Raw genomic sequence first — 20,516 nt, forward strand, 5'->3', positions numbered from 1 at the left:
TAAATGGCTAATAATGATGATAATAATAACAATAAGATGTCTCGCGAGGAAAGAGGACGTAAGGGCGGAGAAACCACAAGCCGGAAACATGACAGAGAATTCTATCAGGAAATACGCCGCAAAGGCGGAAAAGCGACAGCTCAAAAACATGATAAGGAATTCTATCAGGAGATTGGGCGCAAAGGCGGGGAATCGACATCCAAAAAACATGATAAGGAATTCTATCAGGAAATTGGTCGTAAGGGTGGCGAAGCTACAGCTGAGAACCATGATAAGGATTTTTATCAGGAAATTGGCCGCAAAGGTGGAGAAACAACATCTGAAAAACATGATAAGGAATTCTATCAGGAAATCGGGCGTAAAGGCGGCGAAGCCACGCGCGATAAACACGGCGATGGATTCTATGAAGAAATTGGTGAAAAGGGCGGGGAATCGAGAAATCGTAGAAACGATTGATCCCGCAGTATAACGGTATGTGACCTTCCTAACCCAGGGCAGCCACGGATGCTGTCTTTTTTTTGCTCTTTGATTTTCTTTTTTGCAGGTTCTACTTCTAGTAAATCTTCATATTAATAGAAGTAGAAATAGCAAACGGGGAGGAATGGAAATGCAGGCATTGATTCGAAGTGGGGAAGAAAGAGATTTTGCGAGAGTAATAGATTTTTTAACGAAAGCAGGATTGGGTACGGAGGGGCTTTCAGAAGAGGTGCTTCCTTATTTTTTATTGATGGAAAATAGTAGTGGCGAAATTAAAGGTCTTCTCGGCATTGAAGCCCTCGGCGAGGACGGCCTTTTGCGTTCCCTTGCGATTACACCTGATTTAGGGGAAAGAGACATTATCCTTTTATTTGAACAAATGATGGTTCTGGCTAAAAATAAAAAACTTTCACGGGTATTTTTAGCTACAAATAAAATCCAGGCTCTCGACTTTTTTCATGTGCTCGGTTTTAAGGAGACTGAAATAGACGATTTGCCGGAAAAGTTTTTTGAATCTAAACATATTCAGCATATTTTTAATGTGGATAACTCAATATTTTTAAAATTTTCACTTTGATTGTGGGTATATCCACAAAATTATCCACATTTTCTAATTAGTTATACACAATTTGTGGATAAAGCTTGTTTTTAAAGCATCCTTCTTTTATACTTTCAAACGTACTAAGTGAAAAATAAGCGATTTTATATGCCTAAAATAATTTTTTTACGTTTGAAATAAAGGTGGATAAATATGAAGACAAACATTTGGTCAGTGGATAATTCTGTGGATAATTTATTAAATAATCCACAAATAGAAAATGCGTCTGCTCTTCTATCCCAAAATGAAGTCGTGGCATTACCGACTGAAACCGTTTACGGGCTGGGAGGAAATGCAGAAAGCGATGAGGCGGTCAGGAAAATTTTTGAAGCAAAGGGCAGGCCGAGTGACAATCCGTTGATTATCCATATTGCGGAGAGGGAACAACTGGCTCGTTTCGTAGAGGAAATCCCTGAAAAAGCATCCATATTAATGGACCGATTCTGCCTGCCCGCTTACTATTATTTTTAAAAAGAAGGAAGGCATCTTGTCAGACAAAGCGACAGCTGGACTTGCGACGATTGCCGTCCGGATGCCTGACCACCCGGTTGCACTGGCTATTTTGAAAAAATGCGGTCTGCCGATAGCAGCACCAAGTGCAAACAGTTCGGGAAAGCCAAGCCCGACAACGGCCAAGCATGTTATGGACGACTTGAATGGAAAAATTGCCGGGATTATTGACGGCGGGCGAACAGGGGTAGGAGTCGAATCAACTGTGGTCGATTGTACGGAATCCATTCCGGTCATCTTAAGGCCAGGCGGCATCACCAAGGAACAGCTTGAAGAAGTGGTCGGTGAGGTTGAAACTGATCCGGCGCTTCTTAATGAAGAAATGCGGCCGAAGTCTCCCGGCATGAAATACCGCCACTATTCTCCGAATGCTCCGCTCTATTTAGTGAAGGGGAGTAAGAACTTCTTACAGGCGCTCATTGATGAGAAAAGAAGCGAGGGCTTGCGGGTCGGTGTATTGACTACAGAAGAATACCGGACAGACATCCAGGCTGACGTGGTATTGGCCTGCGGGAGAAGAGAAGCGTTGGAGACGGTTGCCAGCTCATTATACGAAACGCTCCGCGCCTTTAATGATGAAAATGTCGATGTGATTTACAGTGAAATGTTTCCGTCCAGTGGTGTTGGGCATGCAATTATGAACCGTCTGTTGAAGGCAGCGGGCAATAAAGTAATAAGTGAATAAGTTGAATAATGGCAGGCACTTCCTTTCGGGAGGTGCCGGTTTTTTTAAAAGTAATCCGTTTAAGATACTTGAGCCATGCGTTTTAATACCAGGAAAGGGCAGCTGGTGACTTTTATCCAATTGGGCTTCTAAATCAATTCAGACGAGCATAAGCTGAATTAGCAAGTCCAAGGGGGCGAGAATCGAATGTCAGCAGTGCTAGGGGAATTATTCACGCTATTATTAATGGCGTTTGCATTAGGAATGGATGCATTTTCGGTTCGCCTGGGGATGGGAATGTATAAGCTGAGGCTCAGGCAAATATTTAAGATTGGCCTCACTATCGGGTTGTTCCATGTCTGGATGCCCCTGCTGGGAATGATGGCAGGGAAATTTTTATCGGAAAAATTCGGTACCTTTGCCGGCTATCTTGGCGGGCTGCTTCTCATCCTTCTTGGAATTCAGATGATCTGGTCGAGCCTTAAAAAAGAGGAAGCAAGTGTCATCACGCCAGTCGGATTTGGGTTGCTGATTTTTGCGTTGAGCGTCAGCCTCGACAGCTTTTCTGTCGGACTGACACTGGGGATATACGGAGCAAGGACAGTCATGACGATTTTCTGCTTCGGAATTGCCGCTACCATTTTGACATGGCCGGCTTATTGGCGGGAAAAAAAGTGCAAGGCTGGCTTGGATCATATAGCGAAGCACTGGGCGGAAGCATTCTCCTCGCGTTCGGCTTAAAGCTGCTGCTTCCTTTTTGAATGGAAAAATACCGGGAAAGCTGTTCCGTGGGGAATGGCTTTTTTGCTTTAGAAGATGATTGAGGTGGGAGGTCATTTGGCAGGGGCTTGTCGGTATCTTCGTCGCATCGGTCGGTATTTTTAAAAAAGAGGTGGGTATTTTTATAAATTGGTTCGGTAAATCATGAAAATAGGTTGGTAAATACATAGAGTTAGTATGAGTATAATTGTGAAAGTCGAATTTTGCTGAAATTTTAAAAAAAATCTAAACTAAACAGCAGTTCTGTTCGATATTAAAGATATGGTCCTGCATCTCTTTTCAAAAAACGTTAATATCCACGTATTGGAATATGCGGAATATGTCTTATAATGTATAAAAAGGAGGCAGACCACTATGCAACGTGTTTTGTTTGTTTGTACAGGTAATACGTGCCGAAGTCCGATGGCGGAAGTAATTTTGAAAAATAAGAACATAGCGGGAATAGAAGTGAAGTCTGCGGGAGTTTATGCTGTAAATGGAAGTGATGCCTCAGCGAACGCCAAGCAGGTATGGAAGGAAAATGCGATCCAGCATGAACACCGTTCGAATTCTGTTACGGAAGAGCTGATGAACTGGGCATCAATCATTTTAACGATGACGGTGTCACATAAGGCGGCACTGCTTCACAGTTATCCGGAGGCTGCTGGCAAGACGTTTACTCTAAAAGAATTTATTGGGGAAAAAGTGAATGCAGATGTAATCGATCCTTTCGGTGGAGATTTAGGAATATACCGCAGCACCTATCAGGAGCTTGAATCCTTAATCGACCTGGCGATTGATCGAATCTATAAAGAAAAACAATCACATCAGGGGGACTAAGATGAAGGAGAAAAGGAAGTACAAGTTTGGATTAAGAAAGAAGCTGGTGTTTTTTACGACGATTCTTGCGCTTATTACTTATACGACTAGTGCTGTTTTTATTGAAGTTGTATATCCGTATGTAAAGGGAAGCATCAGCCAAATGCTCTTTATTGTCATTACGCTGGCTTTAGGGATTATGTGGTCAGGTGTGTTAGCCTTTTTTGCAGCACGCTTCATTGTGAAACCGCTTCAACGTCTTCAAACAGTTGCTTTAAAAGCGGCCGAAGGAGACATCAGTGAGGATGTAGTTCTTTCTAAATCTGATGATGAAATACGATCACTTGGCGAGGCATTTAATCATATGCTGGGCAGCATTAGGGATATGGTCTATAAAATCGATGAGAACTTCATTGAAACAAATGATAAGGTGATTAACATTTCGGATCGATCAGGATGCGCTTCCCAGCAGGCGGAAAGCATTTCGAGAACAATCAGTGAAATATCTTTGGGTGCCGATAATTCAGCAGCTTCAATCCAAACAACAGTTGAATCGGTGGAAGAAGTGATTAAAATAGCTGAAGAAGTGCAGGAGAAAGCCCAAAATGCCGAAACGATTTCAAAGGAATTGGTGGAGGAGCTGCACGTTTCGAGAGAAGTCATTCAATCCCTTGTTTCAGGAATAGAGCTTCTTGCACAGGACAATCGTACATCTTTGAAAACGGTCAAGCATCTAGAAGAAAATGCAGCTAAAGTCGAACAAATTATCCAGCTTGTTGGACAAATTGCCTCCCAGACAAATCTGCTTGCACTGAATGCATCGATTGAAGCTGCCCGCGCTGGCGAACATGGAAAGGGCTTTGCCGTGGTCGCGGAGGAAGTCCGTAAGCTTGCGGATGAAAGTGGGAAAGCGGTTCAGGGAATTTCCGAGCTTATCAAAAACATTCAATCTGAGGTTCAAAATGTTGTAAAACAGATTGCGGTCCAGGTTGATACAGCCAACGAAGAAGCAAAAAAAGGTACAAAGACGAATGAAGCAATTGAAGAAATGACAGAAACCATAAATGATATGGCCGGTATGGTCCAATCCATTACTGTGCTCGTCGACCGTCAGATGGACAGCATCCGCCATACGGCAACACAATCGCAGGAGGTTGCTGCGATTGCTGAGGAAACATCTGCAGGTGCGCAGGAAGTAGCATCTGCCACAATGGAACAGGCGGGCGTCATTGAAGGCGTCGAACAGCTAGCGATGGACCTAAAGGAACAGGCCGCCAAGCTTAAAGAAACCATTACAAGGTTTAAATTATAATAAATTTGGGCTCTCTTCGATGTGAATATCGGGTATGAGGTGCTTAACAATTCAAAGGCCAATAAAAATGACGTATGGATATGCATACGTCATTTTCTTATTGAATAAAGGATGTTTAGTCTTTTGGGTGTGCTATATGACAGCCTGAAGATATGAAAAATACTTGTTGTACAATAAAAAGCCCATGCCAAATGCCGGGTCAAAATCATTACTACTTTGGAGGACGCAATCTATTTGATGAACTTTTTATACTCTATTTCTCTATAGAACAAAAATAAATGACCTCTATTGGACAAAACCTTGGACATGAGCGGAGAAAATGTCTAATAAGAGGGTCCTATTGGACAAAACCTTGGGTATGAGTGGAGAAAATGTCTAATAAGAGGGTCCTATTGGACAAAAAATTGGACATGATCGGTGAAAATGTCTAATAAGAGGTCCCTATTGGACAAAACCTTGGACATGAGCGGAGAAAATGTCTAATAAGAGGGCCCTATTGGACAAAACCTTGGGTATGAGCAGTGAAAATGTCTAATAAGAGGGTCCTATTGGACAAAACCATGGACATGATCGGTGAAAATGTCTAATAGAGGTCCCTATTAGACAAAACCTTGGACATGAGTGGAGAAAATGTCTAATAAAAGGGGCCAATTGGACACAACCTTGGACATGGACGGTGAAAGTGTCTAATAGGAGGGTTCTATTGGACAAAACCTTGGGTATGAGCAGTGTAAATGTCTAATAAAAGAGCTCTATTAGACAAAACCTCCTCGTCGTCTCGTTTTATACTTGTCGCCCCTTAGCTTAGAGTCGCAAATAAATTAGGTGCGGTCCGGTCCATACGTTGCTAAACGGACGCTTCCGCTATTCGTATACCTTTATAAATTTCATGGATTGTGTCAAAATAAAGTGGGACATATAAGTGATTTTTTAAAAAGTTTATCTTTGAAAAATTATAGGAGGTTCAGCGGATGAAGGTAGCATTGGCTTCAGACCATGGCGGAATTAATATCAGAAAAGAAATCGCGAGTTTAATGGATGAATTGGGAATTGAATACGAAGATTTTGGCTGTGATTGCAGTACGTCTGTAGATTACCCGGATTATGCGCTGCCAGTTGCTGAAAAGGTGGCAAACGGTGAATTCGACCGCGGCATCTTGATTTGCGGAACCGGCATTGGAATGAGCATTGCGGCTAATAAAGTAAAAGGCATCCGCTGTGCGCTCGTGCATGATACATTCAGTGCAAAGGCAACGCGCCAGCACAATGACAGCAATATTTTAGCGATGGGTGAGCGGGTCATCGGACCGGGACTTGCGAGAGATATTGCACAAATCTGGCTGACCGGCGAATACGAAGGCGGCCGCCACGCAAACCGAATTGGAAAGATTTCAGACTACGAAAATAAGCATCTTTAATCGAACACCACTCCAATTTTGAAAGGGTGTGCTTCCATGACAGAAACGATTGAAAAATGGGAACAGGAATTTTCAGCCGTCATCAGCCAGTTTAAAGAGCAGGCTGCTTTCAGGCCAGGTTCATTGCTCGTCGTTGGCTGCAGTACGAGTGAGGTAATGGGTGAAAAAATCGGTACCGCCGGAACCTTCGATGTGGCCGGAATGATTTTCCGCCAGCTGAAAAAACTCCAGGATGAAACAGGTATCCGGCTTGCATTCCAATGCTGTGAACACTTGAACCGGGCGCTTGTCATTGAACAACAGGATGCCGACGCAAGGAATCTTGACCAAGTATCTGTTGTTCCTGTCCGTACGGCAGGCGGCGCGATGGCGACCTATGCCTTTGATCAGCTGGAGAATCCAGTTATGGTAGAGTTCATCAAAGCAGATGCCGGCATCGATATTGGTGATACGTTCATTGGCATGCACTTGAAGCATGTCGCTGTTCCTGTCCGGATAAAACAGAAAAATGTCGGGGGCGCACATGTGACGCTTGCTAAGACAAGGCCAAAGCTGATTGGCGGAGCCCGAGCTGTTTATGAAAGAACAGAGGAAAATAAAGCCTGCCATTAAGCTAGTGCGGACTTTAGCTGCGAGCCAGGGTCCGCCTATTTTTGGAATAATGATCCAGTAAATCAGTCAGTGTGAAAGCGGATACAAGTTTCTTTCTTTTTTTTGCAAAAGCATGATAAAATATAATAGGAATTTTCTTAATTTTACATACAGCCAGGATTCTAAGGGGGATGGAACATGAAGCATTTAGCCCAACAAGACGAACAGCTTTTTCAGGCGATCGAAAAAGAATTAAATCGCCAGCGCACGAAAATTGAATTAATCGCTTCGGAAAACTTTGTAAGCGAAGCAGTAATGGAAGCCCAAGGCTCCGTTTTGACAAATAAATACGCAGAAGGCTATCCAGGCAGGCGCTATTATGGCGGCTGTGAATATGTTGACGTAGCTGAGAATATTGCACGTGACCGCGCGAAACAAATCTTTGGTGCGGAGCATGCGAATGTACAGCCCCACTCAGGTGCACAGGCGAATATGGCGGTTTATTTTACCGTTCTTGAGCCGGGAGATACTGTGCTTGGGATGAACCTATCGCATGGCGGCGACTTAACACACGGCAGCCCGGTAAACTTCAGCGGCGTGCAATACCGTTTCGTGGAATACGGCGTGGATGAAACGACACACCGCATCAACTATGATGATGTGAGGGAAAAAGCGCTTCAGCATAAGCCAAAGCTGATTGTAGCGGGTGCAAGTGCGTATCCGCGTGAAATTGACTTTAAAAAATTCCGTGAGATCGCTGACGAAATCGGCGCTTACTTAATGGTTGACATGGCTCACATCGCAGGTCTTGTCGCGGCGGGCTTCACCCAAGTCCTGTTCCTTATGCAGACTTTGTTACAACAACAACGCATAAAACATTGCGCGGCCCACGCGGCGGAATGATTCTTTGTAAAGAAGAATTCGCAAAGAAAATCGACAAGTCCATCTTCCCTGGAATCCAGGGCGGCCCGCTTATGCATGTGATCGCTGCAAAGGCCGTTGCTTTTGGCGAGGCGCTCCAGGATAACTTCAAGGAGTATGCACAACAGATTATTGATAATGCGAAACGCCTGGCTGAAGGGCTTGAAAAAGAAGGCTTGAAGCTGGTTTCAGGCGGTACGGATAACCACCTTCTGCTGGTAGATCTTCGTACGCTCGGTTTAACCGGGAAAGTGGCGGAAAAAGTATTGGACGAGATCGGTATTACTGTGAACAAAAATACGATTCCATTTGATCCGGAAAGCCCATTTGTGACAAGCGGAGTCCGCATTGGTACGGCAGCCGTAACATCTCGCGGATTTGGCCTTGAAGATATGGACGAAATTGCCTCAATCATTGCGTTTACACTTAAAAACCATGAGGATCATGCGAAGCTTGAAGAAGCAAGCAAGCGTGTAGAGGCATTGACAGGTAAATTTACCCTTTATCCTGAACTATAAATTTCAATAAGAAGCCGCCTAAAAAGGGCCGGTTTTTATATGATTGCGTTTTTCTTTTTTTGGAAAAATATGATTTTTTCTGGCAGTTGCCCTCTGAAATGTTTTTCTGTAAAATTAGACGAAGTGTTTGGTGCAAATTAACTGGTGAATCTGGTTGATGATTGCAGAATTTAAATTAAAGGGGCGATTGTTGTGGCAAAAGTATACGTTTTTGATCATCCACTCATTCAGCATAAACTGACTTACATAAGGGATAAAAGCACGGGTACAAAGGAATTCCGTGAATTGGTTGATGAAGTGGCTACACTGATGGCTTTTGAAATCACAAGGGATATGCCGCTTGAAGAAATCGAAATCGAAACACCTGTCAGCTTGACAAAATCTAATGTTCTTTCCGGTAAAAAAATCGGGATCATCCCGATCCTGCGCGCGGGTATCGGAATGGTTGACGGAATTTTAAAGCTGATTCCTGCTGCAAAAGTCGGCCATATCGGACTTTATCGCGATCCTGAAACATTATTGCCGGTTGAATATTATGTAAAGCTTCCAAGCGACGTGGAGGAAAGAGATTTCATTGTAGTGGATCCGATGCTTGCAACGGGCGGTTCTGCGATTGAAGCGATTAACTCCTTGAAAAAGCGCGGCGGCAAAAATATTAAGTTCATGTGCTTGATCGCTGCCCCTGAAGGCGTAGAAGCTGTTAAAAATGCGCACCCGGACGTTGATATTTATATCGCGGCTCTTGACGAAAAGCTTAATGACCACGGTTATATCGTACCGGCATTGGTGATGCAGGCGACAGATTGTTTGGAACGAAATAAATTATAAGGAAGCTGGCCGAGTTAATATGGCCAGCTTTTTTTATACCAAAAAGCTGATGCGCGAGATAAAGGTGGAAACGCGCGAGATAGTTGACTAAATTGGCGAGATTATTGGTAAAGGCTGCGAGATTCTTCTGAAAAACTGCGACAATATAAAGAAAACGCGCGAGAAAATCGGCAACGGGGTACCATCAAGGCTAAAGGTAAGGTAAGAGTCCGCGAGATAATCATCGATTCCGGCGAGATAATCGGTAAAATACGCGAGAATATCAACAAAACCCGCGAGAAACCCTTCAATTTCCACGAGATAAGCTTCAGACAAAGTGGGTGTTACGTTTCACACAGCCTGTTTTTTCAATGAAACATTAAGGAATTGCATACTTTCCTAATTCCCGGAAAAACCTATGGAAAAAAGAAGCGGGGCTTCCAATGAAAAATCTGGCTTTATTTTCAGTGCTATCCCTTACACTCTCTAATTCAATTCATTCGCAAGTACCCTCGATAAAGGTTCCGCTGATTGAAACAAGGGAGATTAATATCAAGATTCCTAAAATCGGCGATGGGGAACAAATCATTCAGCGAAGCACTGGCGTCACTGTGCATAGTGAAAAACTTTCCATTCCACCGATTCCAGAGGAAAACCCTGACAGTGAGCAAGTTGCGATTGTTCTTTTGGATGAGCCGAAAACAGATGCTCAGATTAAACAGATGCTGACGGAGTATCCGGATTTATCACTTAGGCATATCTTTCGTGAAGCACTTTATGGTTTTTCGGTAAAAGGAAAGCCGGCATCTATCGAAAAGCTGGAACAGAATAAGCAGGTCATCAAGATTTCGCCGGCGTATTCCTATCAGGCGGAGGCAACAGACAGTGTGTCAATCATTGGCGGTGAAGAGGCGAGGGGTTATTTTGACAGCAAAAATCAGCGCCTTACCGGCAAAGGGGTAACCGTTGGGGTCATTGATACGGGTGTTGACTATAACCATCCGGACCTGAGGAGAAATTATGCGGGCGGACATGATTTGGTGGATGGCGATGCCGACCCGATGGAAACGCAGAGCAGGGATGGGGCACCAACGATTCATGGTACGCATGTTGCGGGAATTATCGCGGCCAATGGAAAAATGAACGGTGTGGCGCCCGATGCGAAAATTATTGCCTATCGGGCACTCGGCCAGGAGGATCAGGCACTACAGAGCAAATTTTGTCGGCGATTGAACAGGCAATCAAGGATCATGTCGATGTATTAAACCTGTCGCTCGGCAACGAGATAAACGGGCCGGACCTGCCAATTAGCCTTGCTCTTAATAAGGCAGTCGATAAAGGAATTGTCGCCGTGGCCGCCTCCGGAAATTCAGGGCCGAATGTGTGGACGGTTGGCTCTCCGGGAACGGCTTCGAAAGCCATTTCAGTGGGGGCGTCTACACCAAGGTTGATGATTCCTACATTAATAATAGAAGGAAACCGGGAATCGATCAGACTGGAGCCGATGTCAGGTTCAAAGGAATGGAAGCTCGACCGATCGATTGATGTAGCTGATGGAGGGCTTGGCAGGAAGGAAGATCTCCATAGTGTTAAAAATAAAATCGCGCTAATAAAGCGCGGGGGGATTACGTTTACAAAAAAGGCACAAAACGCTCTGGATGCAGGAGCGAAGGCAGTCCTTATTTATAACAATATGAATGGCGGTTTTATTGGAACGCTTGAAAAACCGCTGGGAATACCGGTCGCTTCACTTCCGGAGGAAATTGGTTTGCTTTTAAAAGGACAGATAGAAAAAGGCAACAGCTCAGTTCGCGTGAATCTCATCGAAGAACAGGACCGGCTTGCCACTTTCAGTTCGCGCGGACCTGTTACGGGGACATGGGAGATAAAGCCGGATGTGGTCGCGCCTGGAGTGGCAATCAATAGCACCATTCCGGGGGGCTATATGTTTTTGCAGGGAACAAGCATGGCTGCCCCGCATGTTGCAGGTGCATGCGCGCTGATCAAGCAGGCACATCCGGATTGGACGCCTGCAGAAATAAAAGCGGCACTCATGAATACCGCCAGGCCGATTTATAAAACAGAAAATGCTCCATACCGCACGTATGAACAAGGAGCCGGACGCATCCAGATCATGGAGGCTGTGAGAGCGGAATCGCTCGTGATGCCAAGCTCGCTCCGATTCGGCAGGTTTACAAGCTCGCAGCAGGGCGACCGGCACACCGTCCTCTTGAATATCGAAAACAAAAGCGAAAAAACACTTCATTATTCATTTCGGATTCCCGAGGCAACGGATGGCTTGCGGTGGAAATTTCCGCTTTCTTTTACACTTAAGCCAAACGAGAGGAAGAACGTGCCCATCGTGCTGGCGGTCGATCCCAATCTGTTTAAGAAAAAGATCCAGGATGGAAGAATTGAGTTGGATGTCGATTCGGAAACGGTCAGCATTCCTTATATTTATGTACTGAATGAACCTAACTACCCAAGAGTGATGGGCTTTGATTTTGGCAAAGGGGACAAACCGGGGACTTACCGGTATGAGGTTTATCTTCCAGGCGGAGCCGAACAGTTTGGGATTGCTTTGTTTGACCCACAGAATTTTCGTTTTAAAGGATTTCTCGATTCAGGCAGGAACCTGAAAAAGGGAATTGTGCAAAAGGAAATAGAAGTGGACCGGCTTCCAGAGGAGGGGACATATCTGGCGAAGGTATTTGCAAAAAAAGCTGGGAGAGAAGATTATATTGAAACACAAATTCGAATAATAAATCGCGAGCCATAATGAGAATCCGGGGGATGTTTTACAGGCATCCCCCAGAAAATTTAATATTGAGGAATACCTTCTCTGGTATAATTTGTTTGTGAATATTTTACCTCTAAATGGATTGACATTGACAAGTCCCTATTGTATGCTTACAAAGGGCATAAGATGATAGGGTTTTCACAATATTCATGCTAGTTACACCACTTACTCATGAAGAAGAAAATCGTCTATTATCAGCCACTTGCCCGGTTCACATTCTCTGACGTGAGGATGCGATTGTATGCGTCAAAATAACCGCCACCCATTTAAAGCGATGGCTCTAATGTCAGCCATTGTCTCCCAATTAGTCGGCTCCATTCTCATAGGAATTTTCTTAGGCAGATGGCTGGATCGGCATTGGGATACCGAGCCAATTTTCTTAATAATAGGATTGTTGCTGGGGTTAGCGGCAGGCACATATTCCATGCTCCGATCAATCCGCCATTTCTACTCAGGAGAATAAACTACCATGCCAGAATTCAGAAAAATGTACAAACGACAGCAGCGATTGGTATTTTTTTTGTTGTCTGCTTATGTTCTTGGCTGGGGCTTTACTTCTTATAAACCAATTTTTGCTGGTTTAATCCTCGGAACCTGCTTCAGTTTTCTTAATCTCTGGTTATTAGTAAGAAAAACGGAAAGCTTTGAAAAAGCGGTTTCACAAGGGAAGAAGGTTCGGTCACTCGGTTCTTTGTCAAGGATGGCTACGGCTGGAATCGCCGTCATTATTGCATTGCGATACCCGGAGGAATTCGGTATCGGAGGTTTAGTTTTGGGACTAATGACATCATATATTGTCATTATGATAGATTATTTTTACCAATCTTTACATGTACATAAATAAAAAAGGAAGCGAGGTGAACCTTGATGCATCATGAAGCTCCTATAGTGGAATTTATGGGTCTTTACTTCAATTTAGCGAATATTTTGATGATCACTGTTGCAAGTGCCATCGTATTTCTTATTGCAATTCTTGCTACACGCAAGCTGGCATTGAAACCAACGGGCATTCAAAACTTTTTTGAATGGATCATGGACTTTGTTCGCGGCATCATCAACAGCACAATGGATTGGAAAGACGGCGGCAGGTTCCACATACTTGGAATCACGCTAATCATGTATATTTTTGTATCGAATATGCTTGGACTTCCATTTTCAATCGTAATTGATGACAAGCTTTGGTGGAAATCGCCAACGGCTGATCCAATTATCACCTTAACGCTTTCCGTTATGGTTGTGGGACTTTCCCATTACTATGGCATAAAGCTAAAGGGTGGAAAAGGATATGCAAAAGGATTTTTCAGTCCTATGGGATTCTTATTCCCGCTTAAAATTATTGAAGAGTTTGCCAACACACTGACTCTTCGCTGCGGCTTTATGGTAACATTTATGCAGGTGAATTATTGCTTACGCTTCTTGCGGGCGGCCTTGCTTCAACTGGCGTTGTCGGCATGATAGCAGCTGTGCCTTTAACAATGGTCTGGCAGGGATTCTCCATCTTTGTTGGTACTATCCAGGCATACATTTTCACAATGTTAACGATGGTTTATATGTCACACAAAGTGGGTCATGACCATTAATATATACCTGTTCATTTTATGAGCAAAAAATAAAAAAAATTATTTATACAATCTCAAGGAGGAACAAGAAATGAATCTTATAGCAGCAGCAATCGCAATTGGTTTAGCAGCAGTAGGCGCAGGTATCGGTAACGGTCTTATCGTTGGACGTACAGTAGAAGGTATCGCTCGCCAGCCGGAAGCTCGTGGTTTACTACAAACTACAATGTTCATCGGGGTAGCGTTAGTTGAAGCATTACCGATTATCGGCGTAGTTATCGCGTTCATGGTATTAAACCGATAATTTTATCGAAAATCCTAATGGCGGAGAGGGAAATTCCAAAACCTTCGCCATTCATTTATGTCTGTGTTAATGACGTTGAATGGGACAAACCATAAGCTTAGTTTTCGAAAGTGAACGACTCTTGAAAGGAGTGAATCGAGGGTGTTAACAAACAGTTTCGTATTGGGCACTGCTGCAGAGGGTGTACATTTTAATGGCGGGGATATCATATTCCAGCTGCTTGTGTTCATCGTTTTGCTGGCATTGCTAAAAAAATTCGCGTGGCGCCCGTTAATGGGTATCATGAAACAGCGTGAAGAGCTTATCGCAAGTGAAATCACAGCGGCAGAAAACAGCCGCTTAGAAGCTTCAAAGCTATTAGAAGAGCAAAGAAACCTATTAAAAGAAGCACGCACTGACGCGCAAAACCTGATGGAAAACGCGAAAAAGCAAGGCGAAGTACAGCGTGAAGAAATCATTGCGACAGCGCGCACTGAAGCTGATCGACTTAAAGAAGCTGCAAAGCTTGAAATCGAACAGCAGAAGGAAAAAGCAGTTTCCGCTATTCGCGAACAAGTTGCTTCCTTGTCAGTATTGATTGCATCTAAAGTGATTGAAAAAGAACTTAATGCAGCTGACCAGGATAAGCTTATCAACGAATATATTCAAGAGGCAGGAGAAGAGCGATGAGCAACTCCATGGTAGCAAAGCGCTATGCGTTGGCTCTTTTCCAAATCGTAAAGGAACAACAGCTTCTTGAAAGTGTGGAACAAGAACTTCGTGTAGTTAAAGAAGTTTTAAACAGCAGCCCCGACTTAAAAGCAGTTTTAAAATCTCCTAAGCTTTCGAATGAAAACAAAAAAGAGGTTTTAAAAAATGCATTTGCATCAGTTAGCACTTATGTCCTGAACACGCTGATGATTTTGATCGACCGCCATCGTGAAGATCAAATCGAAGAAGTGGCAGATGTATTTATAGAGCTTGCCAACGATGCAAGAGGAATAGCGGATGCCAAGGTATACAGCGTGCGTCCATTAACGGATGAAGAACGCGCTGCTTTATCACAAGCGTTTGCTGCAAAAGTAGGTAAACAGTGGCTTCGTATTGAAAACATCGTTGATACAAACCTTTTGGGGGGCATCAAGCTCCGCATTGGAAACAGCATTTTTGACGGCAGCCTGCGAGGCAAGCTAGACCGTCTTGAACGTAAATTGTTAAGCTAAGATTCGTAGATAGGGGTGAAACTCATGAGCATCAAAGCTGAAGAAATTAGTGCGCTGATAAAAAAGCAGATCGAAAACTATCAGTCGGAAATTCAAGTGAGTGATGTAGGTACGGTTATCCAAATTGGTGACGGTATCGCTCGTGCTCATGGCCTCGACAATGTCATGGCTGGAGAGCTTATTGAATTTTCAAACGGCGTTATGGGTATGGCACAAAACCTTGAAGAAAACAACGTCGGTATTATCATTCTTGGACCATATACAGAGATTCGCGAAGGTGACGAAGTTCGCCGTACAGGACGCATCATGGAAGTTCCTGTTGGTGAAGAGTTAATCGGACGCGTGGTAAACCCATTGGGTCAGCCAATTGACGGAATCGGTCCAATCAACACAACAAAAACTCGCCCTATTGAAGCATTAGCTCCTGGCGTTATGGATCGTAAATCCGTTCACGAGCCGCTTCAAACTGGTATCAAAGCGATTGACGCTCTTGTTCCTATCGGACGCGGACAGCGTGAGTTAATCATCGGTGACCGCCAAACTGGTAAAACATCTGTAGCAATCGATACAATCCTTAACCAAAAAGGTCAGGACATGATCTGTATCTATGTTGCCATCGGCCAAAAAGAGTCTACTGTACGTAATGCGGTAGAATCTCTTCGTAAGCACGGTGCTTTAGATTACACAATCGTTGCATCTGCATCCCAGCCAGCTCCATTATTGTTCCTTGCTCCTTATGCAGGTGTAACAATGGCTGAAGAATTCATGTATAACGGCAAGCACGTTTTAGTTGTTTATGATGACTTGTCCAAGCAAGCGGCAGCATACCGCGAACTTTCCTTGCTACTTCGCCGTCCTCCAGGTCGTGAAGCATATCCAGGGGATGTTTTCTACTTGCACTCACGTTTATTAGAGCGTGCTGCGAAATTGAGCGACGCAAAAGGCGCTGGTTCAATCACAGCATTGCCATTTATTGAAACACAAGCTGGGGACGTTTCTGCGTATATCCCAACGAACGTTATTTCCATCACTGATGGCCAAATCTTCTTGCAGTCTGACTTGTTCTTCTCCGGCGTACGTCCGGCGATCAACGCTGGTCTTTCTGTATCCCGTGTAGGTGGTTCAGCGCAAATTAAAGCGATGAAAAGTGTATCAGGTACACTGCGTCTTGACCTTGCTTCCTACCGTGAGCTAGAAGCATTTGCCCAGTTCGGATCTGACCTTGATAAAGCTACTCAAGCTAAACTTAACCGTGGTGCCCGTACTGTTGAAGTCCTTAAACAGGACCTTAACAAACCGCTTGCTGTTGAAAAGCAAGTAGCAATCCTATATGCATTAACTCGCGGTTTCCTTGATGATATCCCATTACAGGATATCCGCCGCTTTGAATCGGAATTCCTTTCTTGGTTAGACCACAACCGCAAAGAGTTGTTAGACCATGTTCGTACAACGAAGGTACTTCCTTCCGATGACGATATGGCTGCTGCAATCAACGACTTCAAAAAGACGTTTGCAGTTTCCGAGTAATTGCTGTTGTTCAAAAGGTGGCATCCGCCTGCCTTTTGAACAGTTTTTAAGGGACAAACTTTGAAAAGGGTGGTGAGAACCTGTGGCATCATTACGCGATATAAAATCCAAGATTACCTCGACGAAAAAGACGAGCCAGATCACAAAAGCAATGGAGATGGTATCTGCTGCTAAGTGGAACCGTGGAGTTATGAATGCAAAGGCATTCGTTCCTTACATGGAGAAAATCCAGGAAGTAGCAGCATCAATCGCAATGGGCAGCAAAGGCATTGCCCATCCTATGCTTCAAACCCGTCAAGTCAAGAAAACTGGATATTTAGTGATCACTTCGGATCGCGGTTTAGCCGGCGCTTACAACAGTAACGTCCTGCGCCGTGTATTCCAAACGATCAAAGAACGCCATCAATCGAATGAGGAGTTTGCGATTATCGCAATCGGAAGAGTCGCCGTGACTTTTTTGCGAAACGTGGCATGAATGTTGTTCAAGACATCATCGGCGTTTCAGATCAGCCTTCTTTTTCAGACATCAAGGAAATTGCCAGCAATACAGTTGGTATGTTTGCTGATGGCTCATTCGATGAACTATATATGTACTACACACACTATGTCAGCGCGATTTCACAGGAAGTATCCGAGAAGAAGCTTCTTCCTTTCTCAGACATCACATCGACTAAGAAGCTTACTTCTTACGAATTTGAACCGTCTGCAGAAGAAATTCTGGAAGTTCTCCTTCCTCAATACGCTGAAAGCCTTATCTATGGAGCATTGCTCGACAGTAAGGCCAGTGAGCACGCTGCACGTATGACCGCAATGAGAAACGCAACGGACAATGCGAAGGAACTGATCAATTCATACAGCCTAAGCTACAACCGTGCGCGCCAAGCGGCCATCACACAGGAAATTACCGAAATCGTAGGCGGAGCATCCGCCCTAGAATAGTTTTATTTTAAAAAGGACTAGGGAATGAAAACATTCCCTCGATCCTTCATGCTTCAAAAGAGTACGTAAGGAGGGAAAATGATGAACAAAGGACGCGTTCTTCAGGTTATGGGTCCAGTTGTTGACGTGAAATTCGAAAGCGGTCAGCTTCCTGAGATCTATAATGCATTAAAAATCAGCACTCAAGCGCGTAATGAGTCAGAAGTTGACATCAACTTAACTCTTGAAGTAGCCCTTCATTTAGGTGATGATACTGTTCGTACCATTGCGATGGCTTCCACTGACGGATTAACCCGTGGATTGGAAGTGCTTGACACTGGTGCACCAATCTCTGTACCGGTTGGTAATGTTACACTTGGCCGTGTATTTAACGTATTAGGTGAAACAATCGACCTTGATACTGAAATCGAAGCTGGCGCACGCCGTGATTCCATTCACCGCGAAGCTCCAACATTCGAACAGCTTTCTACAGAAGTAGAAATTCTTGAAACTGGAATTAAAGTAGTAGACCTTCTTGCTCCATATATTAAAGGTGGTAAAATCGGTCTATTCGGTGGTGCCGGTGTAGGTAAAACCGTTTTAATCCAGGAATTAATCAATAACATCGCTCAAGAGCACAGCGGTATCTCTGTATTCGCTGGCGTTGGTGAGCGTACACGTGAAGGTAATGACCTTTATCACGAAATGACGGATTCAGGCGTTATCAAGCAAACAGCGATGGTATTCGGACAAATGAACGAGCCGCCAGGAGCACGTATGCGTGTTGCCCTGACTGGTTTGACAATGGCTGAATATTTCCGTGATGAGCAAGGACAGGACGTTCTTTTCTTCATGGATAACATCTTCCGTTTCACCCAAGCAGGCTCTGAGGTTTCTGCCCTATTAGGCCGTATGCCTTCTGCGGTAGGTTACCAGCCGACACTTGCAACTGAAATGGGTAAACTTCAAGAGCGTATCACATCTACTAACGTAGGTTCTGTTACCTCTATCCAAGCGATTTATGTACCAGCCGATGACTACACGGATCCGGCTCCAGCTACAACATTCGCTCACTTAGATGCAACAACAAACCTTGAGCGTAAGCTTTCTGAAATGGGTATCTACCCTGCGGTGGATCCACTTGCTTCGACTTCACGTGCATTGTCACCTGAAATCGTTGGCGAAGAGCACTATTCAGTAGCCCGCCAGGTTCAGCAGACATTACAGCGTTACAAAGAATTACAGGATATCATTGCGATTCTTGGTATGGACGAACTTTCAGATGATGACAAGTTAGTCGTACACCGTGCGCGCCGTATCCAATTCTTCTTATCTCAAAACTTCCACGTTGCTGAACAGTTCACTGGACAGCCGGGTTCATATGTACCTGTTAAAGAAACCGTTAAAGGCTTCAAAGATATTCTTGAAGGTAAATATGACCACCTTCCAGAGGATGCTTTCCGTCTTGTAGGACGTATTGAAGACGTTCTTGAGAATGCGAAACGCATGGGCGTAGAGGTCTAATAACGGACCAGGAGGGTAAAAAATGAAGACGATTAAAGTCAGTGTTGTTACTCCCGATGGCCCGGTGTATGAATCAGATGTGGAAATGGTTATTGCTAAGGCTCAAAGCGGTGAGCTGGGAATTTTACCTGGCCACATTTCGATGGTTGCACCGTTGCAAATTGGTGCTGTCCGCCTGAAGAAGGAAGGCAAAACGGAATTGGTTGCAGTAAGCGGCGGCTTGTTAGAAGTACGCCCCGATCAAGTAACGATTTTAGCCCAGGCAGCAGAACTGGCAACCGAAATAGATGTTGACCGCGCACTTCGTGCAAAGGAACGCGCTGAACAGCGCCTGCATACTCAAAAGCAGGATCACGTTGATTTCAGACGCGCTGAACTTGCATTGCAGCGTGCCATCAACCGCCTTTCCGTTACGGAAAGAAAATTATAAGAATCAAAGCGGAGGACATCTTGTCCTTCGCTTTTTTTAAATTTGTCCCACAGTTGAATGAGCTCAACGGGTTTACTCGTGAGGTACAAAACGGTAAATCGCAGACCAAATCACATAAACTTTACAGTCAAAAAGGCTTAGAGATGCAAATATCTCTAAGCCTTTTTTTGAATTTTATTTTTTTTACTATAGCACCCGTAAGTTGTACAAGTTCATTATACGCTAAAGCGAGTTTGATAAATAAGCGGAGAAATTCCTCTTAATTAGGAAAAAGCTCTGAAAATAGCTTAAATAGACGGAAAGATTCCGACTATTGACTGAAAAAACGTGAAAATGGTTAATTTTGCTTTGCTTAATCGGAAAACCTCCGCTTATATACCCCGAACTGAGCTCTATTCTGCTGTCTAACCGAAAAATCTCCGCTTATTTTAAATAGCACTGGTTACTCAATTAAGGATAAGACTTCTTACTAAATCACAAATAATTCACACACCCTCCAATAATTATTTCATACCCTGTGATTTACTATCTGAATTAAGACAAAACTAAAGTAAACCCGTTAGCCTGAGCTGTGGGACTTTTTTTTGAGAATTTTTTGTCAGAATATGTTTAGTAGCCGACCAAGCGGGTATTTCCACTATTGTAAAGATATGGTTTAGATGGAAAATAAAAAATCTTGAAAACGGCAAACCATTCGAAAGGGTGGGACGCAAAGTCTAGGAGTCTAAAGCTGTTACGATTGAAGCAGCCATGATCGTCCAACTGCCAGGAGTGCTATTATTCTGGCAGTTTTTTTGTTGCCTAAATACTGGTTTCACTATTTAAAGGGCAGTAGCTCTTTAAATTTAAATAATAATT

Annotated in this window: 16 protein-coding genes, 6 pseudogenes and 1 riboswitch; all 22 genes and pseudogenes read left to right on the forward strand. The window is 43.9% G+C overall.

The genetic code is table 11. The features are described 5' to 3' along the window. Positions 1-3: 3 nt before the first annotated feature. The 22 genes and pseudogenes from RCG23_RS12810 to RCG23_RS12915 all read left to right on the forward strand — a co-directional run bounded on the left by RCG23_RS12810 (position 4) and on the right by RCG23_RS12915 (position 19,658). Positions 4-456 carry a KGG domain-containing protein gene (locus RCG23_RS12810; protein WP_374049756.1) on the forward strand — a complete coding sequence of 151 codons (453 nt, stop codon included), beginning with the start codon at positions 4-6 and terminating at the stop codon, positions 454-456. 151 nt (positions 457-607) lie between these two features. Continuing rightward, positions 608-1,054: a GNAT family N-acetyltransferase gene (locus RCG23_RS12815; protein WP_308176001.1), complete on the forward strand. Its 447-nt coding sequence runs from the start codon at positions 608-610 to the stop codon at positions 1,052-1,054. A gap of 174 nt (positions 1,055-1,228) precedes the next feature. Continuing rightward, positions 1,229-2,270 (forward strand): annotated as a pseudogene (locus RCG23_RS12820) (L-threonylcarbamoyladenylate synthase). Positions 2,271-2,456: 186 nt separating this feature from the next. Then, positions 2,457-3,010 (forward strand): annotated as a pseudogene (locus tag RCG23_RS12825) (manganese efflux pump MntP family protein). 373 nt (positions 3,011-3,383) lie between these two features. After that, entirely contained in the window at positions 3,384-3,848 is a 465-nt protein-coding gene (locus RCG23_RS12830; RefSeq protein ID WP_308176002.1) for a low molecular weight protein arginine phosphatase, read from the forward strand. Position 3,849: 1 nt separating this feature from the next. Further along, positions 3,850-5,139, forward strand: coding sequence for a methyl-accepting chemotaxis protein (locus RCG23_RS12835; RefSeq protein WP_308176003.1), 1,290 nt, complete (start codon positions 3,850-3,852; stop codon positions 5,137-5,139). Positions 5,140-6,110: 971 nt separating this feature from the next. Then, on the forward strand, positions 6,111-6,557 hold the full coding sequence (rpiB, locus tag RCG23_RS12840) for a ribose 5-phosphate isomerase B (protein ID WP_308176004.1): 447 nt from the start codon (positions 6,111-6,113) through the stop codon (positions 6,555-6,557). A 36-nt stretch (positions 6,558-6,593) separates the two neighbouring features. Further along, positions 6,594-7,169: a TIGR01440 family protein gene (locus RCG23_RS12845; RefSeq protein WP_308176005.1), complete on the forward strand. Its 576-nt coding sequence runs from the start codon at positions 6,594-6,596 to the stop codon at positions 7,167-7,169. Positions 7,170-7,346: 177 nt separating this feature from the next. Continuing rightward, a pseudogene (glyA, locus tag RCG23_RS12850) lies at positions 7,347-8,587 on the forward strand (serine hydroxymethyltransferase). A gap of 192 nt (positions 8,588-8,779) precedes the next feature. Continuing rightward, positions 8,780-9,408: pseudogene (gene upp, locus RCG23_RS12855) on the forward strand (uracil phosphoribosyltransferase). Between the two features lie 429 nt (positions 9,409-9,837). Then, positions 9,838-10,659 carry a S8 family serine peptidase gene (locus RCG23_RS12860; protein ID WP_308176006.1) on the forward strand — a complete coding sequence of 274 codons (822 nt, stop codon included), beginning with the start codon at positions 9,838-9,840 and terminating at the stop codon, positions 10,657-10,659. Continuing rightward, positions 10,614-12,173, forward strand: a complete 1,560-nt coding sequence (locus tag RCG23_RS12865; protein WP_308176007.1) for a S8 family serine peptidase — start codon at positions 10,614-10,616, stop codon at positions 12,171-12,173. Before RCG23_RS12860 ends, RCG23_RS12865 begins: the two co-directional genes overlap by 46 nt. Positions 12,174-12,435: 262 nt before the next feature. After that, a complete protein-coding gene (locus RCG23_RS12870) occupies positions 12,436-12,657 on the forward strand; it encodes an AtpZ/AtpI family protein (protein WP_308176008.1) in 222 nt (73 codons plus the stop codon). Positions 12,658-12,663: 6 nt separating this feature from the next. Beyond that, positions 12,664-13,038: an ATP synthase subunit I gene (locus RCG23_RS12875; protein WP_308176009.1), complete on the forward strand. Its 375-nt coding sequence runs from the start codon at positions 12,664-12,666 to the stop codon at positions 13,036-13,038. 23 nt (positions 13,039-13,061) lie between these two features. After that, positions 13,062-13,774 (forward strand): annotated as a pseudogene (gene atpB, locus RCG23_RS12880) (F0F1 ATP synthase subunit A). A 70-nt stretch (positions 13,775-13,844) separates the two neighbouring features. Next, positions 13,845-14,057, forward strand: a complete 213-nt coding sequence (atpE, locus tag RCG23_RS12885) for a F0F1 ATP synthase subunit C (protein WP_027323467.1) — start codon at positions 13,845-13,847, stop codon at positions 14,055-14,057. Between the two features lie 141 nt (positions 14,058-14,198). Continuing rightward, positions 14,199-14,726 (forward strand): F0F1 ATP synthase subunit B, encoded by a 528-nt coding sequence (locus RCG23_RS12890; protein ID WP_308176010.1) that lies wholly within the window; start codon positions 14,199-14,201, stop codon positions 14,724-14,726. After that, positions 14,723-15,259, forward strand: coding sequence for a F0F1 ATP synthase subunit delta (locus tag RCG23_RS12895; RefSeq protein WP_308176011.1), 537 nt, complete (start codon positions 14,723-14,725; stop codon positions 15,257-15,259). Before RCG23_RS12890 ends, RCG23_RS12895 begins: the two co-directional genes overlap by 4 nt. Before the next feature lie 24 nt (positions 15,260-15,283). Continuing rightward, positions 15,284-16,786: a F0F1 ATP synthase subunit alpha gene (atpA, locus tag RCG23_RS12900; RefSeq protein WP_308176012.1), complete on the forward strand. Its 1,503-nt coding sequence runs from the start codon at positions 15,284-15,286 to the stop codon at positions 16,784-16,786. Between the two features lie 82 nt (positions 16,787-16,868). Beyond that, positions 16,869-17,725: pseudogene (gene atpG / locus RCG23_RS12905) on the forward strand (ATP synthase F1 subunit gamma). An 81-nt stretch (positions 17,726-17,806) separates the two neighbouring features. Beyond that, complete coding sequence (gene atpD / locus RCG23_RS12910) at positions 17,807-19,228, forward strand: F0F1 ATP synthase subunit beta (protein WP_308180053.1); 1,422 nt, start codon at positions 17,807-17,809, stop codon at positions 19,226-19,228. Positions 19,229-19,250: 22 nt separating this feature from the next. Then, positions 19,251-19,658, forward strand: coding sequence for a F0F1 ATP synthase subunit epsilon (locus tag RCG23_RS12915; protein ID WP_308176013.1), 408 nt, complete (start codon positions 19,251-19,253; stop codon positions 19,656-19,658). Positions 19,659-20,332: 674 nt separating this feature from the next. Beyond that, positions 20,333-20,428: riboswitch (cyclic di-GMP riboswitch) on the forward strand. Positions 20,429-20,516: the final 88 nt, after the last annotated feature.

It is taken from the genome of Neobacillus sp. PS3-34, assembly GCF_030915465.1.
Lineage (GTDB): Bacteria > Bacillota > Bacilli > Bacillales > Cytobacillaceae > Neobacillus_A.